Below are 24,651 nucleotides of genomic sequence, written 5' to 3' on the forward strand. Positions count from 1 at the left end.
CATCCTCGTCCGCTGGAACGACGGACACGTCAGCTACTTCACCGGCGTCGACGCCAAGGGCCTCCACACCGAGGTCCGGCTCGCACCCGCCAACTGACGCACCTCCACGCGGCTTTCCAAGGGGTGGCTCCCGGCCGGCCGGGAGCCACCCCCGGCACCGCCCTGCCCGGGAGCCGAACGGCCCCAGCGGTACGGACGAGCGGTGCACCACCCCCCATCCGATGGAACGAATCGAGTCCGCAGTGACACATCCACGACGCCCACGGCGCGTGGCAGCAGGGGCTCGGCGCGCGGTACGCGTGCTGAGCCTGGGCCTGCTGCCCGCCGCGCTCGTACTGGGCCTGCTGGGCCCCGCTCCCTCCCCGGCCAGAGCAGACGGAACCGGCCCCACGGGCACCGGTATCTCCGGTGCCCTCCCGGACACCGACCGCGCCAAAGTGGTCCGCCTGTGGGAGACGGGCGGCCCCGGTGTGCGGGCCGCCGCCGAGGTCGCCCTCGTCGGCGGTGACGACGACGTCAGGAATTTCCTCGCCCAGGCCTCCGACATCGCTGTCCAGGACGAACGGGTGGCCGTCGCCCAGTACGCCAGTGTCGGCGGTCTGAGCCTTCAGGACGCCGCCCGCAAGGCGCTCGACGGGACGCCGGACGACCTGAAGGCGTTCCTGAAGGACGGCTGGAAGGCACCTCTTGAGCAGGACCAGCGGGTCCGCGTCGCCCAGATCATCGACACGGGCGGCCCCGAGGTGCAGAAGGCGGGACGCGCCGCGCTCAACGGCACCGCCCAGGACATCAAAAGGTTCCTGGACAACGACCAGTACACCGACCGGGAACAGGACGAGCGGGTCGAGGTCGCCCAGATCATCGCGGCCGGCGGGCCGAACGTCCAGGCGGCCGGCCGTATCGCGATCAACGGCACCGCCGACGACATCCACGAGTTCCTGCAGGTCGGGCAGTATGTGTCCCGTGCCCACGACCAGGAGCACGCCACTGTCGCGCAGTTGGCCGACCAGGCGGCCAAGGCGGGCAAGCTGGCCGGGCAGCAGACCCAGGCCGCCAAGGACGCCTCCGCGCGGGCCGTGACCGCGGCGAAGCTGGCGAAGGCGGCGGCGCAGAAGGCCGAGGCCGAGACCGAGGCCGCGCACAAGGACACCCAGCACGCGGCCGCCGCGGCCGCCCGGGCGGCGAGTGCGGCGAAGCAGGCCGCGACCGCCGCGCAGACCGCGATCGACGCGGCCGACGCCGCCACCGACGCGGCGCGGGTCGCCGCCAACGCCGCCTCCGCGGCCGCCGCCGCCGCCGACGGTGCCGCCCAGGCCGCGTCCCAGGCACGGGACGCCGCCGCGAACGCGGCCGTCGACGCCGGCCAGGCGGGTGCCGCGCGCAAGGCGGCCCAGCAGGCCCGCGACGCCGCCGCGGGAGCCCACGCCGCCGCCCAGGCCGCGGACTCGGCCCACACCGCCGCCGCCCAGGCCGCCGACGCGGCGAAGGCAGCCAGCGGCGCCGGCAGTGACGCCACCGATGCCGCCAACGCGGCCGACCGGGCCAACACCCTGGCCGACGAGGCCGGCGCCCACTCCGCCGAAGCGCAGAGCGCCGCGGCCAGCGCGCACCGGCACGCCCGGGAAGCCGCCCGTGCCGCCGACGCCGCCGAATCGCTGGCGAATGAGGCCGCCACCGATGCCGGTGAGGCGCGTGACGCGGCGAACGACGCGGCCACCCATGCCGAGAACGCGGCCAAGGCGGCCGATGACGCCGCCGCCCACGCCGGGCAGGCGGCGACCGCCGCCAAACAGTCCGCCGCGCACGCCCAGGAGGCCAAGAAGGACGCCGACGCCGCCGGTGCCGCCGTCGCCAAGGCACAGAAAGTGCACGACCTCGCCGTCCGCATCGACGCCGAGCAGCTGACGGCGCGTACCAACGAGGCCATCGGCCGCGCCCAGGACCTCAAGGCCCAGGAGGACCAGCGCACCGCCGCACAGCAGGCCGCGGCCCAGCAGGCCAAGGATCGGAAGGCCGAGGCGGCCAGGCTCGCCGACCAGGCGGCCCAGCCCGGCGCGGACCCCGCCCGGATCGCTCCCGAAGCCCGCAAGGTGGCCCTGGCGACGGCGAGGACCGGCCGCGCCTGGAGCCAGTCCGCAGCACTTGTGGCCCTGGCGGGCTCCGACCAGGACATCACCGCCTACATCCGCACCGACCGCCAGGAAGCGAGCGCCCAGGACGACCGTCAGGACGTCGAACACCTCGCGGAAGCCGCCGGATCGGCCGATGTCCGCGCCGCCGCCGCCAAGGCGCTGGACGGCGACGACGCCACGGTGAGCGCCTTCCTCGCCACCGGTCAGTACGAGGCCATGAAGCAGGACATGCGCCTGTACGTCGCCCGGACCATCGCCAGTGCCGGACCGGTCGAACAGCAGGGCGGCCGCACCGCACTGAACACCGACACCACGGACGCCCTGCGTCAGTTCATCACCACCGACGACGCCCAGGCGCGCACCCAGGACGAACGCGTGCGCGCCGCCCAGCTCGCCGACCCCCACAACAGCGACAGCGGCCCGCAGGTCAAGGCGGCGGCGCGGATCGCCCTGGAGGGGCCCTCCGCCCTGCTCCACCTCTTCATCACCGTCGGCCAGTACAAGGCGCAGCGCCAGGACCAGCTCGGCGCCACGCACGAGGCCCAGATCCAGCAGCTGATCGCGCAGGCCGCCAGTGTGGCCGCCACCGCGCAGAAGAACGCGGCCGAGGCGGGCAAGGCGGCGGCCACCGCGGCCAAGGCGGCAGCCGAAGCCGCCGGCTACGCCAAGCAGGCCGATCAAGCGGCCGGCGACGCCAAGAAGTACGCGACCCAGGCCGACGGCTACGCCACCCGGGCCGAGCAGTCCGCCAAGGACGCCGCGGCATCGGCCAGGACCGCCCGCAACGCTCAGCAGGACGCCGAGAACGCGGCGGCCGCGGCCGTCACCTCCGCCGCCCAGGCCCAGTACTCCGCCACCGCCGCGCGCGGCTCCGCCGACTCGGCCCGCACGGCAGCCCAGCAGGCCCGCGCCTCGGCCCTCGCGGCGGGCAAGGACGCCACCGCCGCCCAGCAAGCGGCCAACGAGGCGCTCCATGCGGAAATCGCCAAGCGGCAGCAGGCCCAGGCGCAGTTGCGACGGTGGTACGAGGAGCAGCAGCAACAGAGCCAAAAGGATGACGATGGCAGTTGGGTGCCGGGCTGGCTCAAGGACACCGTCAACACGATCGGCGACTACGGCCAGGCGATCCTCAGTAACTCCGATATCTGGCAAGGTCTGTTCGAGACCGGCGCCGGCATCTTCGGCGTCGAGTCGGGCGCCACGGTCGACGTCGCGGGCGGAGGTCTGTGCCTGACCATCATCGGCTGCCTCGAGGGAGCACCGGCGATCGTCGTCGGCACCGGGATGGCCGGCGCTGGAATCTACGGAATCACCGACGGCATCGGCCGCTTCAGCAACGGTCTGGGACAAGCCTTGCGTGAGGCTGAGGGAACTCCCCGTTCGGGAAGCCCGCAGATCGACTCGAACGGCTGGCCTGTACCCACCCAGAGCAACTGCTTGGAGTGTGCCGAGGTCATCAAAGGCAAGGTCGGCGGGGAAGTTTACGAGATGAAGGACTCCTTGGGAGCACGGCTGGGCCCGTCCAAGCGCGACCCTCATGGTCAGTGGCACAACCACTTCGTGGTGGTCAAGGACGGTCGAGCGTACGACGCGTTCACTGGTTCGGAAGGCATGGACCTGGACGCGTATCGCCAACAATGGCAATACTGGGAATACATTCGCCTCGACGCGCGTCCTGACTTGGGGTAGATGATGGGAATTGAAGAACTCTGCTTCCATCTGCGGAATCGGCGTCGCATGTATCTGATGGACGACCGGTTCTCGACGATGGTGGCCTTCATCGAGGGGTTCTGCACCGCGCTCGAGGACTCTCCGCTGCGTGGGTTCCAGGACTGGGTCTGCGGAAGGATCCTCGGCAGCCGTTCGAGTGTCCATTGGGCGTACGTGATCGCCTCGACCAAAGTGCCGGACATCCTCGACGGGAACACGCCTATCGACCTCATTCCCCACGAGGTGGAGGGCGACCTGGCAGACCTGACACTTGACCTCGTGGAAGAATTCACGAACCGTCCGGCCGCCTGAGAAAACGGGCATAGGCCTCGGTCTGCCCACCGGGTGACACGCCCGGTGGGCAGACCGAATGGTCGCACAGTCGCACCCCGAGGACGATGACTCGGCCCTCATCACTCAAGTCGTTGAGACTGGCGGACAGTATCTGTGGCCAAGCTTCAGGAAGTACTCGACATCCTTGAGCGCCGCATCGGAATGTGCACGACGGCCCGTTCGTTCAGTGAGGCCTGTGCCTTTCTGGACGGGTTCGAAATGTGCTCGGAGTCTGCCACGATGAAGGAATTCCGCGCCTGGCTGGCCGAGCGCCGGACCGGCAGCAATGAACTGACGTGGTGGGGGTTGGTGCTGTGCGAAGTGGATCCGGCATTGAGGGTGCCCGACGTGCGCTCGTTCTCTCCTGAACGGCATCAAGAGGCAGTAGGGGTACTGTTCTCGCTGCTGCGGGAATACCTGCGGACGCTCGGCTCGGAGTGACCCGCTCCCGCCGGCCGGCCTAGCCTCGGCCCTCGGCGGCGAACGGCAGGAACGCGCCCCAGGCCTCCGGCTCCAGTGCGAGCCGGGGGCCGTTCAGGTGCTTGGAGTCGCGGACGTGGACTGTGGTGGGAGACGTGGCCATCTCGACGCAGGAGTCACCTTCACTGCCGCTGCTGTAACTGCTCTTGAACCAGTCGAGTCCATCGGTGTCGGTCATGTATCCCCCAGCAGTTGTTCGATGAAGGCCGTCGATTCACGGGGTGCGAGCGCCTGGGCCCGAACGATGCCATAGCGGAGTTCCAGGATACGGAGCTGCCTGGGGTCGGACACCGGTCGTCCGTAGGCCACCACGGGCGACCGCCCCACCGCCGAGCCGTCCTCGAACTTCAGTACCTCGATTCCGCCGTCCGCTCCCGCATGCTCTTCGCGCTCCAGCGGCATGACCCGGAGCTCTACGATGCGCCGCTGCCCCGCTTCCAGTAGGTGCTCGAGTTGGTGGCGCAGTACCGCCTTCCCGCCGAGCGGGCGCCGAAGCGTGGACTCGTCCAGCACGAAGCTGAGTTCGGGAGCGGGGGAGCGTTCGAAGATCGCCTTGCGTGCCACTCGCGCGGTGATGAACCGTTCGATCTCCTCCGCCGCATAGGCGGGCCGGCGCATCGACAGCAGGGCGCGCGCGTAGTCCGGGGTCTGCAACAGTCCGTGGATGTGCACTCCGTGGCCGGGCCGTCCCGACAGCCGGGACACCACCGGACAAAGCCTGGACAGTCGCCGTACGCAACCGTCCGATCACTCAAAACGGTAAGCGCAATCCGCCACTCTGAGTGACGTGAATCAGGAAATCGCCGACATGGCGGCCCAACCAGACACCGGCGTCCGGAACTTCACCGTGCTGCTCTCGTCGACACCGAGGGGCGCCCGCCTGGCGCGGCTGCTCGCGGCGGACCAGCTGCGGGGATGGGGTCTCCCGCACGAGACGGCGAGCCAGGTCGTGGCCGAGCTGGCGGCGAACGCGGCCACCCACGGCCGCCTGCCCGGCCGCAGCTTCCGGCTGACGCTGTACGTGGTCGCCGGCACCCTCCGCATCGAGGTGACCGACACGAGGGGAGACCGCTTGCCGGAACTCCGCCCCGGTTCCCCGGACGAGGAATCCGGCCGCGGCCTGTTCCTCGTGGAGGCGCTGGCCGACCACTGGGGAGTGTCGGAGGGGCGCCACCCGCGCAAGACGGTGTGGGCGGAGCTGAGACCGTGACCCATGAGGTCGCGGCTCCCGGTGCGGGTGAATCGTAGGGTGGGGCCATGACGGAAATGGCCCCCCGGCGGTTGCTGCTGGTGCATGCGCACCCGGACGACGAGTCGATCAACAATGGCGTGACCATGGCGCGGTACGCGGCCGAGGGCGCCCAGGTGACCCTCGTGACCTGCACGCTCGGGGAGCGCGGCGAGGTCATCCCGGCCGAGCTGGGGCATCTGGGCGGGGCCGCGCTCGGCGTCCACCGGCGGCAGGAGCTCGCCGCGGCCATGCGGGAGCTGGGGGTCGCGGACTTCCGGCTGCTCGGCGGGGCCGGGCGGTACCGGGACTCCGGGATGATGGGTCTGGCCGACAACGACGACCCGGACTGCCTGTGGCAGGCCGACCTCGACCGGGCGGCCGCCCATCTCGTCGCCGTCGTCCGTGAGGTCCGGCCGCAGGTCCTCGTGACCTACGACGACAACGGCGGCTACGGCCACCCCGACCACATCAAGGCCCACCGCATCGCCATGCGCGCCGCCGACCTCGCCGCCGACCCCGCCGTGCGGCCCGACCTCGGCGAGGCCTGGCGGATCGCCAAGGTCTACTGGAACCGCGTGCCTCGCCCCGCCGCCGAGGCCGCCTTCGCGCGGCTGGACGACGCCCTGCCCGGCCTGCCCTTCGCCAAGTCCGCCGCCGTCGACGACGTACCCGGTGTGGTCGGCGACGACCGGATCACCGCCGTCATCGACGGCACCCCCGCCCACGCCGCCGCCAAGGCCGCCGCGATGCGCGCCCACGCCACCCAGATCGTGGTCGCCGAACCGTACTTCGCGCTCTCCAACGAACTCGCCCAGCCCCTCTTCACCACCGAGTACTACGAACTCGTGCGAGGCGATCCCACCCGTCATGGCGAAGGCGTGGAAACCGATCTGTTCGCCGGTGTCACGGGCATCGAGGAGGCGCTGTGAGCGCGCGAGGGCGCGACGGCGGGTCCATGCTGGCGCAGCCGCTGAGACCGCCGTCCCCGGGGCGGGCCGCGGCCTACCTGGGGCTCTTCCTGCTCGGCGCCGTCGTCGGCGTCGCGGGAGCGCTGATGCAGGCCGCATGGTTCCCCGGCGGGCTGCTGCTCGCCCTCGCGGGCGCGGCCGGGGTCTTCCTGGGCGGGGCGCGGGCCGCCCGCAGCCGTGGCGGCGCCGTGGCGGGCGCGGCCGGCTGGATGGTCGTCGTCGTACTGCTCACCGCCAGCCGCCCCGAAGGGGACTTCCTCTTCGCCGCGGGAGGCGGCTCCTACCTCTTCCTGCTCGGGGGTATGGCTCTCGCTGTGATCTGCGCCACTTTGGGTACGGGGCGGCAACCCGACGGCCGTGAGGTCCGACTTGGCAAGTGACGTACCACTTCTTCCCACCGTGCGGGTGCGAGTCCGGTGAGGGTTTCCCCGGCGGTCCCGGGAAACACGCCAGAAGTGGCCAGTATGGTGGTGCGCGCCGCCGAGCCGCCCGAGGAGTGAGGTAGTGACGGGCGGCGGAGCCAACCGGGAGAACCTGCCTTGAGTCGTGAAACTGACACTCCGTCCTCCGGGCCCAACGGGCGCGGTGGAGCCGCCTACCCCTCGGGTACGCCGCCGTACGGCATCCCGGCGGTGTCCGACGACGGTGCGGACGCGGGCCGTTCGGCCGCTCAGCCGGAGGAACGCAAGACCGAGACCACGCTGACGACCCGGATCCGGATCAACATCCCCGGTTCCCGGCCGATCCCGCCCGTGGTCGTGCGCAAGCCCGTCTCCGCCGAGGCGGCCGCCGAGAGCACCGGCGGCGCCAAGGGCTCCGCCGAGGGCACCGGAAGCTTCCCCAGGCCGTCGGCCTCCGCCACGGCCCCGGCCGGTGTCACCGAGCCGCCCGCCTCCGAACCGGCCGCCCCGGCCGACGAGAAGGCGACCAGCGACTGGTTCGCCCCCCGCAAGTCCCAGCCGGGCAAGGGCGGGCAGGGCGGCGACTCCACCAACGGCGCCGGACTGCCCACCGGTTCGGGCACCCCCGGAACCGGTGCCGGCGCCGGCAGCGGCCCGGGCGCGTCCGGTACGTCCGGTTCGGGCAAGGGTCCCGGTACGGGCGCTCCCGGCGCGGGCGGCGGCCGTCCCGGCGGTGTGGTCGGCGCCATGGGCCTGCCCGGCGGCTCCCGCCCCGGCTCCACCAACGGCGCCGGCCTGCCCGGCGCCACCGGCGGCCCCGTCGCGCCCGGACACGGCGGCGGCACCGGCTCCTTCGACGTGACCGAGGCGCTCGCAGCGGGTCCGCTCGCGAGCGGCTCCCGCTCCCGCCAGGAGCCCGGCGAGCCGAGCCGCGACGACCTGCCGTACTTCGCCGACGGCGGCCGCGCCGGACAGAACGGCCACAACGGGCAGAGCGGTCAGAACAGCCAGAGCGGTCAGAACGGCCGCAACGGGCAAGGTGGTTACGGCACCCCCGGCACCCCCGGCACCCCCGCTGTCCCGGGCGTCCCCGGCGTCCCCGGCGGTCCCGCCGGCCCGACCGGTGGCCCGGTCACCGGTGACAGCCCCCTGCTGCCGCCCACCGGCCCGGACGGCGCCCCCGGCGCGCAGGGCGGGTTCCCCGGCACCGGCCTGAGCGACGACACCGCGATCCTCACCCCGCAGCAGCCCGCCCCCGGGCCCGGCACGCCCGGCTACGGCGGCCGCCCGGACAACGTCTCCGGACAGACCGTCACCAGCGGCATCCCGGTCATCCCCCCGGGCTCCAACTCGCCCTTCGGCCAGGGTCCGGGCGACGGCCCGCGGGCGTACACGCCCCCCAAGCCGCACGAGCCGGGCGCCGGCACCACCGGCAAGGCCGCCGCCAAGTCCGCCAAGCCCGCCCCCAAGAAGAAGGGCCGCAGCAAACTGGCCCTGCTCGGCGGCGGCGTGGTCCTCGTCGCCGGTGTCGCCTACGGCGCCGGGCTGCTGATGAACCACTCCGACGTACCCAAGGGCACCACCGTGCTCGGCGTCGACATCGGCGGCGGCACCCGCGACGACGCCGTGAAGAAGCTGGACGACGCCTTCGGCGACCGGGTCGGCCGACCGCTGAAGCTGTCCGTCGCCGGCCGGACCGTCACCCTCAAGCCGGACCAGGCGGGGCTCCAGTTCGACACCCAGGCCACCGCCAGCGCGGCCGCGACCAGCGACTACAACCCGGTCTCGGTCATCGGTTCCCTCTTCGGCAACCACCGGGCGGTCCAGCCCGTCATGCCCGTCGACGAGGAGAAGCTCCAGGTAGCCCTGGAGAACGCGGCGGGCGGGGCCGGTTCGCTCACCGACGGCACCATCAAGTTCGAGCCGGGCAAGGCCGTCGCCGTGTACGGCAAGGCGGGCAAGGGCATCGACGCCGGCGCCTCCACCAAGGCGGTCGAGCAGGCGTACCGCACCCAGATCGAGACGAACACGGCGACCCCGGTCCCGCTGGCCACCACCACCAAGCAGCCGACGGTCTCCAACGCCGAGGTCGACCGGATGATGAAGAAGTTCGCCGAGCCGGCCATGTCGGGCCTGGTGACGGTGCGCACCGACGCCGCGCACCAGGTCTCCTTCAGCCCGCAGAAGTCGCTGTGGAAGTTCCTGCGCGTCAAGGCGGTCGACGGCAAGCTCGTGGACTCCTACGACCAGACCGCGCTCCAGCAGCTGTACGGCGGCGCGTTCGACGGCGTGCTGATCGCCCGCGGCAACGGCCAGAAGACGCCCGTCAACGTCACGGACGTCATCCAGGCCCTGCGCCCGGCCCTGATGAGCACCGGCAACCGCGTCGGCGTCATCAAGACCAACCCCAACTAGGCGCCCCGCCAGGCGGACAGGCGGACGAGGAGACGGCACCCGGTGCGCGCGCACCGGGTGCCGTCCCGTCATGTCGCCCCGCCCGTCGCCGCGTCCGCATGACATCTGTCATGTGGCAGTCAGGACCGCCGACACTGCCGCCCGCCCGGCCCCCGCGGCCAGGATGGGTGACATGACAACGACAGCGGAGACCACCGCCACGGACACGGTGGTGGGGTTCGACCAGGTGACCAAGACCTACGGGAACGTCCGGGCCGTGGACGGCCTGACCCTCGCCCTGCACCCGGGCGAGACCGTGGCCCTGCTCGGCCCCAACGGCGCCGGCAAGTCGACCACCCTCGACCTGCTGCTCGGCCTCAAGCACGCCGACAGCGGCACCGTCAGCGTCTTCGGCACCAGCCCGCGCGAGGCGATCGTCAACGGACGCGTGGGCGCGATGCTGCAGAGCGGCGGGCTGATGGAGGAGGTCACCGTCGCCGAGCTGGTGCGGCTCGCCTGCGACCTGCACCCCAAGCGGTACAAGGCCGCCGACGTGATGGCCCGGGCCGGCATCTCCCAGATCGCCGACCGCAAGGTCAACAAGCTCTCCGGCGGCCAGGCCCAGCGCGTCCGCTTCGCGCTCGCCACCGCCGGCGACAGCGACCTGATCGTCCTCGACGAGCCGACCACCGGCATGGACGTCTCCGCCCGCCAGGCCTTCTGGGCCACCATGCGCGAACAGGCCGACCAGGGCCGTACCGTCCTCTTCGCCACGCACTACCTGGAGGAGGCCGATGCCATCGCCGACCGCGTGCTCGTCCTGCACCGGGGCCGGCTGCTGGCCGACGGCACCGCCGCCGAGATCAAGGCCAAGGCGGGCGCCCGCCGGATCTCCTTCGACCTCGAGGGCGCGGTCGACGAGGCCGTCCTGACCGGCCTGCCCTTCCTGACCTCGATCGACGTGTCGGGCCAGACCGTGCGCATCCAGTCCGCCGACGCCGACGCGACCGTGCACGCGCTGTACGGGCTCGGCGTCTACCCCCGCAACCTCGAAGTCGCCGGGCTCGGGCTCGAGCAGGCGTTCGTCGCCATCACCGAGGCCGAGGAGGCCAAGCAGTCGTGAACAGCCTGATCAAGCTCGAACTCGCCCGCGCCCTGCGCAACCGCAAGTTCCTGTTCTTCTCGGTGCTCTACCCCTCGATCCTGTTCCTGATCATCGCCGGCAAGTCCGACAGCACCACCAAGGTCGACGGCAGCGGTCTTACCCTGCCGACGTACATGATGGTCTCCATGGCCTCCTTCGGCGCCCTGACCGCCGTGCTCATGGGCAACAGCGAGCGCATCGCCAAGGAGCGCGAGAGCGGCTGGGTGCGGCAGCTGCGGCTGACCCCGCTGCCCGGGCGCGGCTACGTCCTCGCCAAGACCGCCAGCGCCGCCGTGGTGAGCCTGCCGTCCATCGTCGTCGTCTTCGTCGTCGCCGCGGCCGTCAAGCACGTACGCCTGGACGCCTGGCAGTGGCTCGCCCTCACCGGCGCCATCTGGGCCGGCAGCCTGGTCTTCGCGGCGCTCGGCGTCGCCATCGGCTACCTCGCCACCGGGGACGCGGTCCGCCCCATCACCATGATCGTCTACTTCGGCCTGTCGATGCTCGGCGGCCTGTGGATGCCCGCGACCAGCTTCCCGCGGTGGCTCCAGGACATCGCCAAGTGGCTGCCCACACACGCGTACGCTGCACTGGGACAGGCGATCGAACAGAGCCAGGCGCCGCACGGCAAGGACATCGCCCTCCTGGTCGCGTTCTTCGCCCTGTTCGCGGGCGGCGCGGCCTGGCTGTACCGCAAGGACACGCTGAAGGCGTGAGCGTCATGACGGAGGACCTGGTGCGGGAAGAGGCTCGTGCGGAGCGGGCGGTGCGGCTGGGGGAGTCCCCGCGCAACGCGCGCGAGGCACTCCGCAAGAGCGTGTGGATCGGCATCTGGCTGGTGTTCCTCAGCTCGCCGGTCAAGGACCTGGCCTCCGGCCGGCACACCCCGGCCGGGACGGTCGCGGGGGCGGTGGGCCTCGCCGCCTTCGTCGCGGTCTACCTCGCGGTCGTCTTCCGCAACATGGGCCGCCCGCTGGGCCGGCCCGTGGAGACGCGGTACGTCGGCGCGCTGATCGCCGGCCTGTTCGTCCTCGCCGTGGTCCTGTGCCTGACCCTCGGCGCGCACTGGACCGGCCTGTTCGTGTACGTCTCGGTCTCCTGCGGGGCCGCCCTCCCGCTGCGCGCGGCCTACTGGACGATCCCCCTGACCGGCGTGGCCATGGTGCTCACCGGCTGGTACCTGGGGGAGAAGGACACCGGGCAGCTCCTGCTGCTCGTGGTGCTGATCGGTTTCGCCATGACCGGCGTACGGCAACTGGTGCGCACCACCATCGAGTTGCGCCAGGCCCGGGCAACCGTCGCCCAGCTCGCCGCCAACGAGGAGCGGCTGCGCCTCGCCCGCGACCTGCACGACCTGCTCGGTCACTCGCTGTCGCTGATCACGCTCAAGAGCGAGCTGGCCGGGCGGATGCTGCCGGGCCACCCCGACAAGGCCGCCCAGCAGGTCGCCGACATCGAGCAGGTCAGCCGGCAGGCGCTGGTGGACGTCCGCGAGGCCGTCACCGGCTACCGCAGGCCCCGGCTGTCCGCCGAGCTGGCGGGCGCCCGGGTGGCGCTGACCGCCGCCGAGGTCGTCGCCGCCGTCCCCGCCGAGCCCGACCTCACCGGGGTGCCCGAGGAGAGCGAGAGCGCCCTCGCCTGGGCGCTGCGCGAGGCGGTCACCAACGTCGTACGGCACAGCGGCGCGACCCGCTGCACGGTGGACCTGGTGCGCCGCCAGACCCTGGACGGGGCCTTCCTGGAACTCTCCGTGGAGGACAACGGCTCGGGCGCCGCCGGCGGCCCGGCCAAGGGCCCCGGCAACGGCCTCACCGGCCTGACCGAGCGGCTGGAGAAGGCGGGCGGCCGGCTGGAGGCGGGCCGGGTCAAGCACGGCTTCCGCCTGGTCGCCCGCGCGCCGCTCACCCGGACAGGCCCTAAGATCCCCGCATGAGCCGCACGATCAAGGTCCTCCTCGCCGAGGACCAGTCGATGGTCCGCGAGGCGCTGGCCGCCCTGCTCGGCCTGGAGGACGACATCGAGGTCGTCGCGCAGGTCTCGCGCGGCGACGAGGTCGTGGCGGCGGCACGGGCCCACGACGTGGACGTGGCCCTGCTCGACATCGAGATGCCGGGCTGCACGGGCATCGAGGCGGCCGCGGTGCTCCACCGCGAGCTGCCCGCGCTCAAGCTGGTGGTCCTCACCACCTTCGGCCGGCCCGGCTATCTGCGCAGCGCCATGGAGGCGGGCGCCGACGCGTTCCTGGTCAAGGACGCGCCCGCCGCCCAACTCGCCGAGGCGGTGCGCAAGGTGCTGGCCGGCGAGCGGGTCATCGACCCCACGCTGGCCGCCGCGGCCCTCGCCGAGGGCGCCAACCCGCTCACCGACCGCGAGCGCGAGGTCCTGCGCGCCGCCGCCGACGGCGCCACCAACGCCGAACTCGCCGCCGCCCTCCACCTCTCCCAGGGCACGGTCCGCAACTACCTCTCCACCGCGATACAGAAGCTCGCGGTCCGCAACAGGACGGAAGCGGTGCGCACGGCACGGGAGAAGGGCTGGCTGTAGACGTGCGCCGGCGCCCTCGCGGGCTGGGCGCGTGATCAGTTGAGCATCGCGCGCGCCGAGTTCGCCTGCCGGCGCACCCGCTCCGCCGTCGGCTGGTCCACCCCGTCGACGACGTCCGCGTACGCCTCCAGCTCCTCCGCGCCGGCGACGAAGTCGCCGCGCTGCACCAGCAGCTGGGCGCGCTCGTAGCGCAGGCGCGCAGGGTGCGAGGGGAGCTGCAGCGACAGGTCGACCGCCCACAGGCCCACGTCGGAGCGCTCGGGCCGTACGGCGGCCCACGCGCGGATGTTGTTCAGGATGCGCGAGACGATCTCCAGGGGCGCCGCGGGCGTCAGCATCGAGGGGCGCAACGGGGCCCCGGTCGCCCCGACGACCAGCAGCTCCGCGTCCGCCCCGGTGAGCACCCGGCCCCCGCCGAACGGATCCGCGAGCACCTGCTCCTGGGCCGCGCCGAACCCGACCACGAAATGCCCCGGCAGCGAGACCCCGTACACCGGCGCCCCCGCCCGCCGGGCGACCTCCAGCCACACCACCGACAGCAGGATCGGCAGGCCGCGCCGCCGCCGCAGCACCTCGTGCAGCAGCGAGGACTCCAGACGCTGGTAGTCCGCGGCCGAGCCGTGGAAGCCGTACCGCTCGCCGAGCAGCTCGCACAGCGCCTGCGCCCAGGCGCGCGGCCCGCCGGGCCGGAACGGCACCTGCCCCGCGAGCCCGTCCAGCTCCACCTCCGCCGCGTCCATGCCCGCCTCGTCCAGCGCGCCGTCGGCCGCCGCGCCCACCAGCAGGCACAGCGCGGTCACGTCCGGCCGCTCCGCCCGCGCCTGAGTGGCGAAGCGCCGGCGCACCTCGGCGGACCGTTCGGGCGAGGGCGGACGAAGGGGGCGCATAGCAGGCTCGTGCCCGTCCACGGCGATCGCCTACCGCGCCGCGGTGCGCGAGGTTCCGGATTCCGTCACCGGATCCTGCGCGCGGTAGTGGTGACAGGCGTGGTGGGCCGTGAAGCCCATACCGGCGTACAGGGCCCGCGCCCCGGCGTTGCGGGTCTCCACCTGGAGCCAGGCGGCCGACGCGCCCTCCGCGAGCGCCTGACGGGCGAGCGCGGCCATCACGGCGCTCGCCAGCCCCTGCCGCCGCCGCGCCGGATCCACCTCCACCGCCGCGAAGGACGCCCAGCGCCCGTCGACGACGCACCGCCCGATAGCGGCCGGAGCGTCCCCGCCCTCACCGGGAACGGTCGCGAACCACACCGATGGCCCGCTGCCCAGCACCTTCAGGGCCACCTCGCTCACCCCCTTGCGCTGGTAGCGCGCAAGCCACGCCTCGTCGGCCGTACGGGACAGCACGACCGCGTCCTCCCCGGAACCTCCGGCCCGGTCGGCGACCGGCGCGAGGGCCCCGGTCCACAGCTCGGCCGTCACCTCGCGCACCCAGCCCCGCCGCTCCAGCTCCGCGCACAGCGTCTCCTGCGTGCCCTCGGCGCCGGTGGCGGTCTGGACGTAGGCGGGCAGACCGCGCTCGCCGTACCAGCGTCGTACGGCGGCCAGCGCCTCGTCGAGCGGAAGGCCGGGGTCGCCGAGCGGCAGCACCGAGTTGGCCCGCCGGGTGAACCCGGAGGCCGCCCGCAGCTCCCAGTCCCCGAGCCGCTCGCTCTCCACCGGCCGCCACGCCCGCGCGGCGACACGCGCGAGCTCCGCGTACGTCGCCGCCGGGCCGTGCCGCCGGGCCGGGGCGGGCGGCACGATCTTGCCCGCGACCAGCGAGGATTCCGCGATGCGGACGGTCTCACCACTCTTCCGTGTGATCAGCAGCACACCGTCGTCCCATGATGTGAGAACACCGACCGTGTCGGTGAACTTCTCACCCGCCGCTCCAGGTTCGCCCAAGCGCCGTACGGAGACTCGTTTGCCCACGTCAGCAGCAGTGATACGGACCTTCAGACGTCCGGCCGCCGAGATTTCCACAGGTCGGTCCACCCCTCCTGTTCGGATCGTGCCCCGGAACGGAGATACTAGGGGCGGGCATCGACGACGCCGCGCTCCCGCGCGCCAGGCGGCGGGGCCTGTGGAGGCCCGCCAGCGCCCTATCGAGGAGGAACGACAGCGTGACCTACGTCATCGCGCAGCCTTGTGTCGACGTCAAGGACAAGGCGTGCATCGAGGAGTGCCCGGTCGACTGCATCTACGAGGGCCAGCGGTCCTTGTACATCCACCCGGACGAATGCGTCGACTGCGGAGCCTGTGAGCCGGTCTGCCCGGTCGAGGCGATCTTCTACGAGGACGACACTCCCGAGGAGTGGAAGGACTACTACAAGGCGAACGTCGAGTTCTTCGACGAGCTCGGCTCTCCCGGCGGCGCCAGCAAGCTGGGGCTGATCGAGCGCGACCACCCCGTCATCGCCGCGCTGCCGCCGCAGAACCAGTAAGAGCGGCCCGCCTTGGCGCCGCCTCGGTCCCGTACGGCCTGATCGCCCCGAGCGCTCCCGCCGCCGTACGGGACCGAGGCGTTTTCCGTAACCGAAAGTGAGCCTGAATCCCGTGTCCGCAGTCTCCGACCGGCTCCCCACCTTCCCCTGGGACAAGCTGGAGCCGTACAAGAAGACGGCCGCCGCGCACCCCGACGGCATCGTCGACCTGTCCGTCGGCACGCCGGTCGACCCGGTGCCCGAGCTGATCCAGAAGGCGCTGGTCGCGGCGGCGGACTCGCCGGGCTACCCGACCGTCTGGGGCACGCCCGAGCTGCGCGACGCGATCACCGGCTGGATCGGACGCCGGCTCGGCGCGCAAGGCGTCACCCACCGGCACGTCCTGCCGGTCGTCGGCTCCAAGGAACTCGTCGCCTGGCTTCCCACCCAGCTCGGCCTCGGCCCCGGCGACCGGGTCGCCTTCCCGCGCCTGGCCTACCCGACCTACGAGGTGGGCGCCCGCCTGGCCCGCGCCGAGCCCGAGGCCTACGACGACCCGACCGAGCTGGACCCGGCCGGCCTGAAACTGCTCTGGCTGAACTCGCCGTCCAACCCGACCGGCAAGGTGCTCGGCAAGCAGGAGCTGACCCGGATCGTCTCCTGGGCGCGCGAGCACGGCGTCCTGGTCTTCTCCGACGAGTGCTACATCGAGCTGGGCTGGGAGGCCGACCCGGTCTCCGTCCTCCACCCGGACGTCAACGGCGGCTCCTACGAGGGCCTCGTCGCCGTCCACTCCCTGTCCAAGCGCTCCAACCTGGCCGGCTACCGCGCCGCGTTCCTCGCCGGCGACCCGACCGTCCTCGGCCCGCTGCTGGAGATCCGCAAGCACGGCGGCATGATGACCTCCGCGCCCACCCAGGCGGCCGTCGTGGCGGCCCTCGGCGACGACACCCACGTGCGCGAGCAGCGCGAGCGCTACGCCGCCCGCCGCACCGCGCTGCGCGAGGCACTGCTCGCCCACGGCTTCCGCATCGAGCACAGCGAGGCGAGCCTGTACCTCTGGGCGACGCGCGGGGAGTCCTGCTGGGACACGGTGGCCCACCTCGCCGAGCGCGGCATCCTGGTCGCCCCCGGGGACTTCTACGGTCCCGCCGGCGGCGAGTTCGTCCGCGTGGCCCTCACGGCGACCGACGAGCGGGTGGCGGCGGCGGTACGGCGTCTGTGACCGGCACCGTGCGCCTGTGACCCGGACACGGTGAAGGGGCCCGGAGGATCTTCCTCCGGGCCCCTTCACCGTTGGCTCGCCGGCTCAGCCGCCCAGCGGCAGCCCGCCCTGAACGGGCAGGCCGCCCTGGACCGGCAGGCCCCGCGCCGGCAGTGCCTGGGCCGGCAGGCCGCCCTTGGCCGCGGTCCTCGTGGTGTCGCCGAGGACGGCCCCGGCCGACCCGGCCTCGTCGCCCGCCGCCTTCTGCGCGACCGGCGTCACCTTCTTCACCAGGTTGCCGCCGGCCTTGCCCGCGCTCGGCACGGCCTGCTTGAGCGCCTTGCCGCCGGTCTCGCCCGCGACCCCGGTGACGTGCTGTGCCGCGCCGTCCACGGTGTTGCCGACGTGCGCCCCGTCCAGGGCGGTCAGCCCGCCGAGGTTCGGGGTGGCCGGCAGCGCGGGGGCGGCGCTGGCGGAGCCGGCCGCGCCGGCCCCGGCGGCCGCTCCCGCAGCGACGATCAGCGCGGCACGGGCGATCCGGCGGGTCAGGGGGAGGGACATGTTGCTCCTTCGACGGATTGGCTGAACTGCCTTGCCCCGCCCGGCGGTTGGTCGGCCGACCGGGTGGGCCTCGGACGCAGTGACTACCGCCCGAGATCGCCGGAGGTTGCGGCGCACCGATGTAAAGAGTTGGCAATACGTCGCATTATCGGCTGTGGATGAAAGCGGGCAAAAGCCGCCCGGTCCGACTGTCTGCGGAATCCTTACGGCCCTTTGTTTGCAGCGGTTTTGACGACCACGGGGGCGACCGTGCGAAAACCCGTCCGCGCCACCGCGCCGGCGGTGCGTGCGCAACCCCGGCGAGTGAGGTCCCGTACTAGCGTTCCGTGGTGATCCGCACCGAGCCGGAGTCCCGCTCGGCGCCGCCCGCGCCCTCCGCGTCCGTCGTGTGCCACCGGCTGTCGGTGATGCCGGCGCTCCACTCCCGCCCCGCGTACGCCACCCGCTCGATGTGCAGAGCCGAGGCGTTGGCCACCGCCCAGTGCGCGAGCTGCCAGCCGCGCTCCCGCGCCCCCCGCCCGGCGGCGCCGCCGGACCCGGCCCGCACCGGCACCGTCACGGTCCGCCCGCCCGAGCCGGACGCGGCGGCGGACGCGTGCGTGGTGCCGCTCGGCGTGGGCGTCGCGGAGGAGCCGTCGTCCCGCACCTCGGCGCCGGCCTCCTGCACCACGTCCCGCCCGAAGTCCCGTACCAGCGCCGCCCGCACCGCGTCCGGACCGGTGGTCCGGGTGGCGCCCGGGCGGCCCTTGCAGGTCAGCGTGGCGGCGGAGCGCCCGGTGAGCGCGGCGGAGAGCAGGACCGCGTCCGGCTCGTGCTTGGCGTAGGCCTGCGGGAAACCGCTGCGCTGCACGCGCTGCGCGGCCACGGTCAGCGGCAGCCGTGTGTAGCCGGGGACCTTGGCCAGGTGCTCGTAGAACTTCCCGGCCGCGTACGCCGGGTCCATGATCTCCTTCGGAGTGCCCCAGCCCTGCGAGGGCCGCTGCTGGAACAGACCGAGCGAGTCCCGGTCGCCGTGCCGGATGTTGCGCAGGCCCGACTCCTGCAGGGCGGTCGCCAGCGCGATCGTCACGGCGCGCTCGGGCATGTTGCGCCCGGTGCCCACGGCGGCGATCGTCGCCGCGTTCACCGCCTGCTCCGGCGTGAACTCGTACGAGGCGCCGTCGCCCTTGCCGGAGACGACCTCGCAGCCCGGGCCCCCGGTGCCGCCCGTGAGGTACTGCACCGTGAGGTAGCCCGCCAGGGCGAGCAGGACCACGAGGGCCGCCCCTATCCGAAGGAGGCGGCCACGACGCTTGGAAGTGGGGGACGGCTCTGACACGCGTACAAGGTACTGGAGGCGGGCGGGACCCCTGAGCCGGGTGTGGACAATATCCTGCGGCCACCGCGCGGTTCGGCAAGTTAGGGTCGAGGTCATGGCCGATACACCGCTTGACCTCACGCTGGACGCAGCGCGGCTGACCGCGCAGCTCGTCGACTTCCCCTCGGAGAGCGGCACCGAGAAGCCGCTCGCCGACGCGATCGAGGCCGCGCTGCGCGCCCTGCCCCACCTGACCGTCGAGCGGTTCGGCAACAACGTCGTCGCCCGCACCCGCCTCGGCCGCCCCGAGCGCGTGATCCTCGCCGGCCACATCGACACGGTCCCGATCGCGGGCAACGTGCCCTCCCGGCTCGACGGGGACGGAGTGCTCTGGGGCTGCGGCACCTGCGACATGAAGTCCGGCGTGGCCGTGCAGCTGCGCATCGCGGCCACGGTCCCGGCGCCCAACCGCGACCTCACCTTCGTCTTCTACGACAACGAGGAGGTCACCGCCGACCTCAACGGCCTGAAGCACGTCGCCGAGGCCCATCCGGAGTGGCTGGCGGGCGACTTCGCGATCCTCCTCGAACCCTCCGACGGCAACGTCGAGGGCGGCTGCCAGGGCACCCTGCGCGTGCTGCTGAAGACCAGGGGCGAGCGGGCGCACTCCGCGCGCGGCTGGATGGGCTCCAACGCCATCCACGCCGCCGCGCCGATCCTCGCCCGCCTCGCGGAGTACAAGCCGCGTTACCCGGTCATCGACGGCCTGGAGTACCGCGAGGGCCTCAACGCGGTCGGCATCTCGGGCGGAGTGGCGGGCAACGTCATCCCCGACGAGTGCGTGGTCACCGTCAACTTCCGCTACGCCCCCGACCGCACCGAGGAGGAGGCGGTCGCCCACGTCCGCGAGGTCTTCGCGGACTGCGGGGTGGAGGAGTTCGTGATCGACGACCACAGCGGCGGCGCGCTGCCCGGCCTGAACCACCCCGCCGCGCTGGCCTTCATCGAGGCGGTCGGCGGCACCCCGCTGCCCAAGTACGGCTGGACGGACGTCTCCCGCTTCTCCGCACTGGGCGTCCCGGCCGTCAACTACGGGCCCGGAAACCCCCACTTGGCGCACAAGCGGGACGAACGGGTCGAGACCGCGAAGATCATCGCCGGTGAGGAGCGGCTGCGGAACTGGCTGACCGCCTGAGCCGCCGGCCGAACCCCGCCGACCTGGCGCTGTCCGCGGGAAATGCCGAGGTCCCCCGTTCGTAACCCGCGTAGATCTACGCTGAGGTGGAACGACCGCAAGCGGAGGGAGCGCACATGCCTACAGGCAACCCGGAGGGCAAGAAGCGGCCACCGGAGGAGCAGCGCCTGGGTCCGGTGCTCCGGCGGCGGCGCCAGGTCCAGGCGAGCACCACCGACCAGCGCCTGCTGGACGAGCGCGCCCCCACCGACTGGGTGCACACCGACCCCTGGCGGGTCCTGCGCATCCAGTCGGAGTTCATCGAGGGCTTCGGCACCCTGGCCGAGCTGCCGCCCGCGATCAGCGTCTTCGGCTCCGCGCGCACGGCGGTGGACTCACCGGAGTACGAGGCGGGGGTGCGGCTGGGCCGCGGCCTGGTCGAGGCGGGCTTCGCGGTGATCACGGGCGGCGGCCCGGGTGCGATGGAGGCGGCCAACAAGGGCGCCTGCGAGGCCGGCGGCACCTCGGTGGGCCTGGGCATCGAGCTGCCCTTCGAGCAGGGCCTGAACCCCTACGTCGACATCGGCCTCAACTTCCGGTACTTCTTCGTCCGCAAGATGATGTTCGTCAAGTACGCCCAGGGCTTCGTGGTCCTGCCCGGTGGTCTCGGCACCCTCGACGAGCTCTTCGAGGCCCTCACCCTCGTCCAGACCCAGAAGGTCACCCAGTTCCCGATCGTCCTGTTCGGCACCGCGTACTGGGGCGGCCTCGTCGACTGGCTGCAGAACACCCTGATCGCCCAGGGCAAGGCGTCCCATGCGGACCTCACCCTGTTCCACGTCACGGACGACGTGGAGGAGGCGGTGGCCCTGATGTCCAAGGAGGCGGGCAAGTAGGCCGCCCTCCGGCACGGCCACCGCCCTTGCCTTCGTACGGCCCGCTCGGTACGGCCGGCGGCTACGCCAGGCCGCGCCGGGCCACGGCCGGGCCGCGGTGCCCGGCGATGGCCGCCACCATGTCCACCACCTGCCGGGTCTCGGCGACCTCGTGCACCCGGTACACCTGCGCGCCCAGCCACGCCGACACGGCCGTCGTGGCCAGCGTCCCGACCACCCGCTCCTTGACCGGCCTGTCGAGCGTCTCGCCCACGAAGTCCTTGTTGGACAGCGAGACGAGCACGGGCCACCCCGTGGCGACCATCTCGTCCAGCCGCCGGGTGGCCTCCAGGCTGTGCCGGGTGTTCTTGCCGAAGTCGTGCCCGGGGTCGATCAGCACCGATTCCCGCGGCACGCCGAGCGCGACCGCCCGTTCGGCCAGCCCCACGGTCACCTTCAGGATGTCGGCCATGACGTCGTCGTACGTCACCCGGTGCGGCCGGGTCCGCGGCTCGGCGCCGCCCGCGTGGGTGCACACCAGCCCCGCCCGGTAGCGGGCCGCGACCTCGGCGAGCCGCGGGTCGACCCCGCCCCACGCGTCGTTCAGCAGATCGGCGCCCGCCTCGCAGACCGCCTCGCCGACGTCGGCCCGCCAGGTGTCCACGCTGATGACCACGTCCGGGAACCGCCGCCGCACCTCGGCCACGAAGCCGACCGTGCGCCGCGCCTCCTCCTCGGGCGACACCTCCTCGCCGGGCCCCGCCTTGACCCCGCCGATGTCGACGATCGCGGCGCCCTCCGCGATCGCCTGCTCCACGCGCGCGAGGGCCGGTTCGTCGCGGAACGTGGCCCCCTGGTCGTAGAAGGAGTCCGGGGTCCGGTTCACGATCGCCATGATCACCGGCTCGTGCGCGTCGAATTCACGCCTGCCCAGCCTGAGCATCCCCTGTGACCTCTCGTGGTACGTCCTGGTCTTCGGCCGTCTGCGACCCTAACTGTCAGCCTCGCATGGCACGATCGGACCCTGACACAACCGACAGACTCCGAAACTCCGTGGGGACCTCAGCGATGGTTATGTTCCTGTTCCTGGTCGTCGCGCTCGCCGTCGTGGTCGCCGCGGTGACCCTCGCGGTGGTGGGCGGCGGCGAGGGCGCCGGACCTCTGCCGGAGGCGGCGCCCGAGCGGCTGCACGACCCGCTGCCGCCGGACCGCCCGGTGGGCCGCGCCGACGTGGAGAGCCTGCGCTTCCCGCTCACCGCCCGCGGCTACCGGATGGCGGACGTGGACGACGCGCTCAGCCGACTGGGCGCCGAGCTCGCCGAGCGCGACGCGCGCATCGCCGACCTGGAGTCCGCGCTCGCCGGCGCCCAGGCCGCCGCGGCCCACGTCCGCCTGTCCAAGCCGCAGCCGGAGGACCAGCAGTGACGACGGACGGCACGGCGACCGACGACGTGACCGGCAGGACCGCGCCGGCACCGGCGGGCGGGGACGCGGTGCGTCCGGCGGGTGAGGCCGCGGTGGGGCCGGCCGGTGAGGCCGCGGTGCGTCCGGCGGGCGGGGGCGCGGGGCCGGCCGGTGCGGCGGTCGCCGGGCCGGATGGTGCCATGCGCTGCCCCTGGGCCCTGTCCGCCGCCGAGTACGTGGCGTACCACGACGAGGAGTGGGGCCGCCCGGTCCACGGCGACGACGCGCTCTACGAACGGCTCAGCCTGGAGGCCTTCCAGTCCGGCCTGTCCTGGATCACCATCCTGCGCCGCCGCCCCGGCTTCCGCGCCGCCTTCGCGGGTTTCGAGATCGCCGCGGTCGCGGAGTTCACCGACGCCGACCGCGAGCGGCTGCTCGCCGACGCCGGCATCATCCGCAACCGCGCCAAGATCGACGCGACCCTCGCCAACGCGCGCGTGCTCGCCGAGTGGTCCCCCGGCGAGCTGGACGCACTCATCTGGTCCCACGCCCCGGACCCGGCCGGGCGTGCCGCCCCGAGGACCCTCTCCGACGTCCCGGCGGTCACCCCCGAGTCCACCGCGCTGTCCAAGGCGCTGAAGAAGCGCGGCCTGCGCTTCGTCGGCCCGACCACGGCGTACGCCCTGATGCAGGCCTGCGGACTGGTCGACGACCACCTCGCGGACTGCGTGGCCCGCCGCTCCTGACCGGCCCCGGCCCCCGGATCAGCGGCCCAGGTACTTCGGCTTCTCCTTGTTCACGAAGGCCTGTACGGCGATGGAGTGGTCCTCGGACTGCCCCGCGCGGGTCTGGAGCTCGTCCTCCTTCTCCAGCGTCTCCTCCAGGGAGTGGTTCAGCCCGTAGGCCATCGCCTCCTTGAGTGCCGCGTACGCCACCGTCGGGCCCTCGGCCAGCGACCGCGCCACCTTCTCGGCCTCGGCGCGCAGCTCGGTGGCCGGCACGAGCCGGTTGGCGATGCCCAGCTCGTAGGCGTCCTGGGCGCCGATGGTGCGCGGGAAGAGCATCAGGTCGGCGGCGCGCCCGGGGCCCACCACCCGCGGCAGGGTCCAGGACATGCCGGAGTCGGCGGTGAGCGCCACGCCCGCGAAGGAGGTGTTGAAGGCCGCCGTGTCGGCGACGATCCGGTAGTCGGCGGCGAGCGCGAAGCCGAAGCCCGCCCCCGCGGCCACCCCGTTCACCGCGGCCACCACCGGCTTCGCCGCGCCGGCCAGCGCCCGCACGATCGGGTTGTAGTGCTCGCGCACGGTGCTCATCGTCTGCCCCGACCCGGTCTCCCGGTCGGCCGCGAGCAGACCGATGTGCTCCTTGAGGTCCTGGCCCACGCAGAACGCCCGGTCCCCGGCCGCGGTGAGCAGGATCGCCCGTACGGCCCCGTCGGCGGCCGCGGACTCGACCGCGTCCCGGAGCGCGACCTTGGTCGCCACGTTCAGCGCGTTCATCGCCTCGGGGCGGTTCAGCGTGATCGTCGCTAGCCCGTCGCTCACCTCGTAGAGCACGGTGTCGGCCATGGGTCATCCCCTCCGGTGTCGGCACTGACGTACCGCTCAGTACGTCCTTCGTCCGAGGACAGCATGACGGAGATCACCGGCCGGAGCGCGGAGCGGACGTGTGACCTGCGTCAAAGAATTCCGGCGGACCGGCCGGGGGTGGATGTCCGGGCGGGCGCGCAGTATCGCAGCCACATCCCCGAATTGAGTGGTTTTGCTCGCGCGCGTTGCCCAAGCGATGCCGACTGATGTTGGTCATCGGGTCCTGAGATGCGGGATAATGGCTGGGAAGCAATGTGTTCGATGCCGGTGTCGCGTGTCCTGGGCCGTCCTGGGCATGGATTGCGCGCGTGCCCTTCGGTGGGCCGTCGGCTTTGACGATGAGCTGGGTTTCAGGAAGGGGAACGAGCATGGCGGCCATGAAGCCGCGGACGGGTGATGGCCCGCTCGAGGTGACCAAGGAGGGGCGGGGCATCGTCATGCGCGTTCCGCTCGAAGGCGGCGGGCGACTCGTCGTCGAGCTGACCCCTGACGAGGCCGACGCGCTCGGCGACGCCCTCAAGAAGGTCGTCGGCTGACGCGCAAGCGACCATACTCTTGTCGCTGCCCCGGCATCGCACTCGGTGCCGGGGCGGTGGTTTCTCCGGGAGCGGTCAGCGCTTGACCGCGCACAGCAGGCCGTCGCCCACCGGCAGCAGGGACGGCACCAGTTCCTGGCTCTCGCGCACCGTGCGCAGCAGCTCCCGCAGCCTGAGCACCTCCGTCGGCTGCGGCCCGGAGTCCACCGTCCGCCCGTGCGCGAAGACGCCCTCGAAGACGACCAGGCCTCCCGGACGCAGCAGACGCAACGA

Annotated in this window: 26 protein-coding genes and 1 pseudogene; 18 read left to right on the top strand and 9 right to left on the bottom strand. The window is 72.8% G+C overall.

The window, feature by feature from the left end; translation table 11 throughout:
* The first annotated feature begins 269 nt into the window (after positions 1 to 269).
* The 3 genes from IE249_RS14460 to IE249_RS14470 all read left to right on the top strand — a co-directional run bounded on the left by IE249_RS14460 (position 270) and on the right by IE249_RS14470 (position 4,616).
* A complete protein-coding gene (locus IE249_RS14460) occupies positions 270 to 3,821 on the top strand; it encodes an ALF repeat-containing protein (RefSeq protein WP_268249695.1) in 3,552 nt (1,183 codons plus the stop codon).
* 48 nt (positions 3,822 to 3,869) lie between these two features.
* Complete coding sequence (locus IE249_RS14465) at positions 3,870 to 4,154, top strand: hypothetical protein (protein WP_189705233.1); 285 nt, start codon at positions 3,870 to 3,872, stop codon at positions 4,152 to 4,154.
* Between the two features lie 135 nt (positions 4,155 to 4,289).
* Entirely contained in the window at positions 4,290 to 4,616 is a 327-nt protein-coding gene (locus IE249_RS14470) for a hypothetical protein (RefSeq protein WP_189705234.1), read from the top strand.
* Positions 4,617 to 4,635: 19 nt separating this feature from the next.
* On the opposite strand, the gene IE249_RS14475 is transcribed toward IE249_RS14470, so the two are convergent.
* Complete coding sequence (locus tag IE249_RS14475; RefSeq protein ID WP_189705235.1) at positions 4,636 to 4,833, bottom strand: DUF397 domain-containing protein; 198 nt, start codon at positions 4,831 to 4,833, stop codon at positions 4,636 to 4,638.
* Positions 4,830 to 5,327 (bottom strand): annotated as a pseudogene (locus IE249_RS14480) (DUF5753 domain-containing protein); the annotation flags it as partial. The pseudogene IE249_RS14480 and the gene IE249_RS14475, both read right to left, overlap by 4 nt.
* A gap of 136 nt (positions 5,328 to 5,463) precedes the next feature.
* Between IE249_RS14480 and IE249_RS14485 the strand changes: the two are divergent.
* The 8 genes from IE249_RS14485 to IE249_RS14520 all read left to right on the top strand — a co-directional run bounded on the left by IE249_RS14485 (position 5,464) and on the right by IE249_RS14520 (position 13,337).
* Positions 5,464 to 5,865 (top strand): ATP-binding protein, encoded by a 402-nt coding sequence (locus tag IE249_RS14485; protein ID WP_189705481.1) that lies wholly within the window; start codon positions 5,464 to 5,466, stop codon positions 5,863 to 5,865.
* Between the two features lie 47 nt (positions 5,866 to 5,912).
* Positions 5,913 to 6,815: an N-acetyl-1-D-myo-inositol-2-amino-2-deoxy-alpha-D-glucopyranoside deacetylase gene (gene mshB, locus IE249_RS14490; RefSeq protein WP_189705236.1), complete on the top strand. Its 903-nt coding sequence runs from the start codon at positions 5,913 to 5,915 to the stop codon at positions 6,813 to 6,815.
* 26 nt (positions 6,816 to 6,841) lie between these two features.
* Entirely contained in the window at positions 6,842 to 7,234 is a 393-nt protein-coding gene (locus IE249_RS14495) for a DUF6113 family protein (protein ID WP_189705482.1), read from the top strand.
* A gap of 159 nt (positions 7,235 to 7,393) precedes the next feature.
* Positions 7,394 to 9,670, top strand: a complete 2,277-nt coding sequence (locus tag IE249_RS14500; protein ID WP_189705237.1) for a hypothetical protein — start codon at positions 7,394 to 7,396, stop codon at positions 9,668 to 9,670.
* A gap of 172 nt (positions 9,671 to 9,842) precedes the next feature.
* On the top strand, positions 9,843 to 10,772 hold the full coding sequence (locus IE249_RS14505) for an ABC transporter ATP-binding protein (RefSeq protein ID WP_189705238.1): 930 nt from the start codon (positions 9,843 to 9,845) through the stop codon (positions 10,770 to 10,772).
* Positions 10,769 to 11,509: an ABC transporter permease gene (locus IE249_RS14510; RefSeq protein ID WP_189705239.1), complete on the top strand. Its 741-nt coding sequence runs from the start codon at positions 10,769 to 10,771 to the stop codon at positions 11,507 to 11,509. Before IE249_RS14505 ends, IE249_RS14510 begins: the two co-directional genes overlap by 4 nt.
* A 5-nt stretch (positions 11,510 to 11,514) precedes the next feature.
* Positions 11,515 to 12,726, top strand: coding sequence for a sensor histidine kinase (locus tag IE249_RS14515; RefSeq protein WP_189705483.1), 1,212 nt, complete (start codon positions 11,515 to 11,517; stop codon positions 12,724 to 12,726).
* Positions 12,723 to 13,337, top strand: coding sequence for a response regulator transcription factor (locus IE249_RS14520; RefSeq protein ID WP_189705240.1), 615 nt, complete (start codon positions 12,723 to 12,725; stop codon positions 13,335 to 13,337). Before IE249_RS14515 ends, IE249_RS14520 begins: the two co-directional genes overlap by 4 nt.
* Positions 13,338 to 13,372: 35 nt before the next feature.
* On the opposite strand, the gene IE249_RS14525 is transcribed toward IE249_RS14520, so the two are convergent.
* On the bottom strand, positions 13,373 to 14,245 hold the full coding sequence (locus IE249_RS14525) for a transglutaminase family protein (protein ID WP_189705241.1): 873 nt from the start codon (positions 14,243 to 14,245) through the stop codon (positions 13,373 to 13,375).
* A gap of 9 nt (positions 14,246 to 14,254) precedes the next feature.
* On the bottom strand, positions 14,255 to 15,298 hold the full coding sequence (locus IE249_RS14530) for a GNAT family N-acetyltransferase (RefSeq protein ID WP_189705484.1): 1,044 nt from the start codon (positions 15,296 to 15,298) through the stop codon (positions 14,255 to 14,257).
* A gap of 140 nt (positions 15,299 to 15,438) precedes the next feature.
* On the opposite strand from IE249_RS14530, the gene fdxA reads away from it, so the two are divergent.
* Positions 15,439 to 15,759 carry a ferredoxin gene (gene fdxA, locus IE249_RS14535; protein ID WP_189705242.1) on the top strand — a complete coding sequence of 107 codons (321 nt, stop codon included), beginning with the start codon at positions 15,439 to 15,441 and terminating at the stop codon, positions 15,757 to 15,759.
* 112 nt (positions 15,760 to 15,871) lie between these two features.
* Positions 15,872 to 16,963 (top strand): bifunctional succinyldiaminopimelate transaminase/glutamate-prephenate aminotransferase, encoded by a 1,092-nt coding sequence (locus tag IE249_RS14540; protein WP_189705243.1) that lies wholly within the window; start codon positions 15,872 to 15,874, stop codon positions 16,961 to 16,963.
* 84 nt (positions 16,964 to 17,047) lie between these two features.
* Here IE249_RS14540 and IE249_RS14545 read toward each other — a convergent pair whose 3' ends face one another.
* Positions 17,048 to 17,503 (bottom strand): ATP-binding protein, encoded by a 456-nt coding sequence (locus IE249_RS14545; protein ID WP_189705244.1) that lies wholly within the window; start codon positions 17,501 to 17,503, stop codon positions 17,048 to 17,050.
* Between the two features lie 316 nt (positions 17,504 to 17,819).
* Positions 17,820 to 18,821, bottom strand: a complete 1,002-nt coding sequence (locus IE249_RS14550) for a VldE C-terminal domain-containing protein (protein WP_189705245.1) — start codon at positions 18,819 to 18,821, stop codon at positions 17,820 to 17,822.
* 94 nt (positions 18,822 to 18,915) lie between these two features.
* Between IE249_RS14550 and dapE the strand changes: the two genes are divergently transcribed.
* On the top strand, positions 18,916 to 19,995 hold the full coding sequence (dapE, locus tag IE249_RS14555; RefSeq protein ID WP_189705246.1) for a succinyl-diaminopimelate desuccinylase: 1,080 nt from the start codon (positions 18,916 to 18,918) through the stop codon (positions 19,993 to 19,995).
* A gap of 116 nt (positions 19,996 to 20,111) precedes the next feature.
* Positions 20,112 to 20,870: an LOG family protein gene (locus IE249_RS14560; protein WP_189705247.1), complete on the top strand. Its 759-nt coding sequence runs from the start codon at positions 20,112 to 20,114 to the stop codon at positions 20,868 to 20,870.
* Between the two features lie 61 nt (positions 20,871 to 20,931).
* Here IE249_RS14560 and folP read toward each other — a convergent pair whose 3' ends face one another.
* On the bottom strand, positions 20,932 to 21,792 hold the full coding sequence (gene folP / locus IE249_RS14565; protein ID WP_189705248.1) for a dihydropteroate synthase: 861 nt from the start codon (positions 21,790 to 21,792) through the stop codon (positions 20,932 to 20,934).
* 125 nt (positions 21,793 to 21,917) lie between these two features.
* Between folP and IE249_RS14570 the strand changes: the two genes are divergently transcribed.
* Together IE249_RS14570 and IE249_RS14575 are read left to right on the top strand one after the other, a co-directional pair.
* Entirely contained in the window at positions 21,918 to 22,274 is a 357-nt protein-coding gene (locus IE249_RS14570; protein ID WP_189705249.1) for a DivIVA domain-containing protein, read from the top strand.
* 179 nt (positions 22,275 to 22,453) lie between these two features.
* Entirely contained in the window at positions 22,454 to 22,999 is a 546-nt protein-coding gene (locus IE249_RS14575; protein WP_189705485.1) for a DNA-3-methyladenine glycosylase I, read from the top strand.
* A gap of 18 nt (positions 23,000 to 23,017) precedes the next feature.
* Here IE249_RS14575 and chcB read toward each other — a convergent pair whose 3' ends face one another.
* Entirely contained in the window at positions 23,018 to 23,821 is an 804-nt protein-coding gene (gene chcB / locus IE249_RS14580) for a 2-cyclohexenylcarbonyl CoA isomerase (RefSeq protein ID WP_189705250.1), read from the bottom strand.
* 389 nt (positions 23,822 to 24,210) lie between these two features.
* On the opposite strand from chcB, the gene IE249_RS14585 reads away from it, so the two are divergent.
* Positions 24,211 to 24,378 carry a DUF3117 domain-containing protein gene (locus tag IE249_RS14585; protein WP_003966491.1) on the top strand — a complete coding sequence of 56 codons (168 nt, stop codon included), beginning with the start codon at positions 24,211 to 24,213 and terminating at the stop codon, positions 24,376 to 24,378.
* 75 nt (positions 24,379 to 24,453) lie between these two features.
* Here IE249_RS14585 and IE249_RS37245 read toward each other — a convergent pair.
* Positions 24,454 to 24,651: O-methyltransferase (locus IE249_RS37245; protein ID WP_373304387.1), on the bottom strand; the 198-nt coding region annotated here is incomplete at its 5' end.

This window comes from Streptomyces anandii JCM 4720 (genome assembly GCF_014650655.1).
GTDB classification, from domain to species: Bacteria; Actinomycetota; Actinomycetes; order Streptomycetales; family Streptomycetaceae; genus Streptomyces; species Streptomyces anandii.